The sequence below is a fragment of the Pseudomonas sp. SIMBA_067 genome, assembly GCF_046534675.1.
Classification (GTDB): Bacteria; Pseudomonadota; Gammaproteobacteria; order Pseudomonadales; family Pseudomonadaceae; genus Aquipseudomonas; species Aquipseudomonas putida.
The window spans coordinates 1-271 of the sequence record NZ_JAWRYH010000437.1; the positions used below are offsets into that span (position 1 = coordinate 1).

Here is a 271-nt window from a genome sequence, read left to right on the forward strand (position 1 = left end):
GTACGAAGCTCCCTTGCTACCGGTATTTCTTTATTTAAGGTAAAGCGTTTGCGGGTTACTAAAGTGGCTTGATCTTCTACTGCTTTTAATGGCTTAAATACCGCACGTAATATTAAAAATGCTATAGCGAGTGATGCAGCCAATAGTAAAAACGAGCTATATAAGCTGCGAAGAGTGTGTTGCCACAAGGTTAAATACGATTGCCCAGTATGGCTAGTTACATCGAGCGTACCTGCCATCATCCAGCCATTATTTATTTCAGAATGCATAG

The 271-nt window shown here is 40.6% G+C and carries 1 protein-coding gene; it reads right to left on the reverse strand.

Annotation, left to right across the window (positions count from 1 at the left end; genetic code table 11):
• Nucleotides 1-271 (reverse strand): LapD/MoxY N-terminal periplasmic domain-containing protein (locus SB765_RS29790; RefSeq protein WP_410932515.1); only part of this gene is annotated, 271 nt, incomplete at both ends.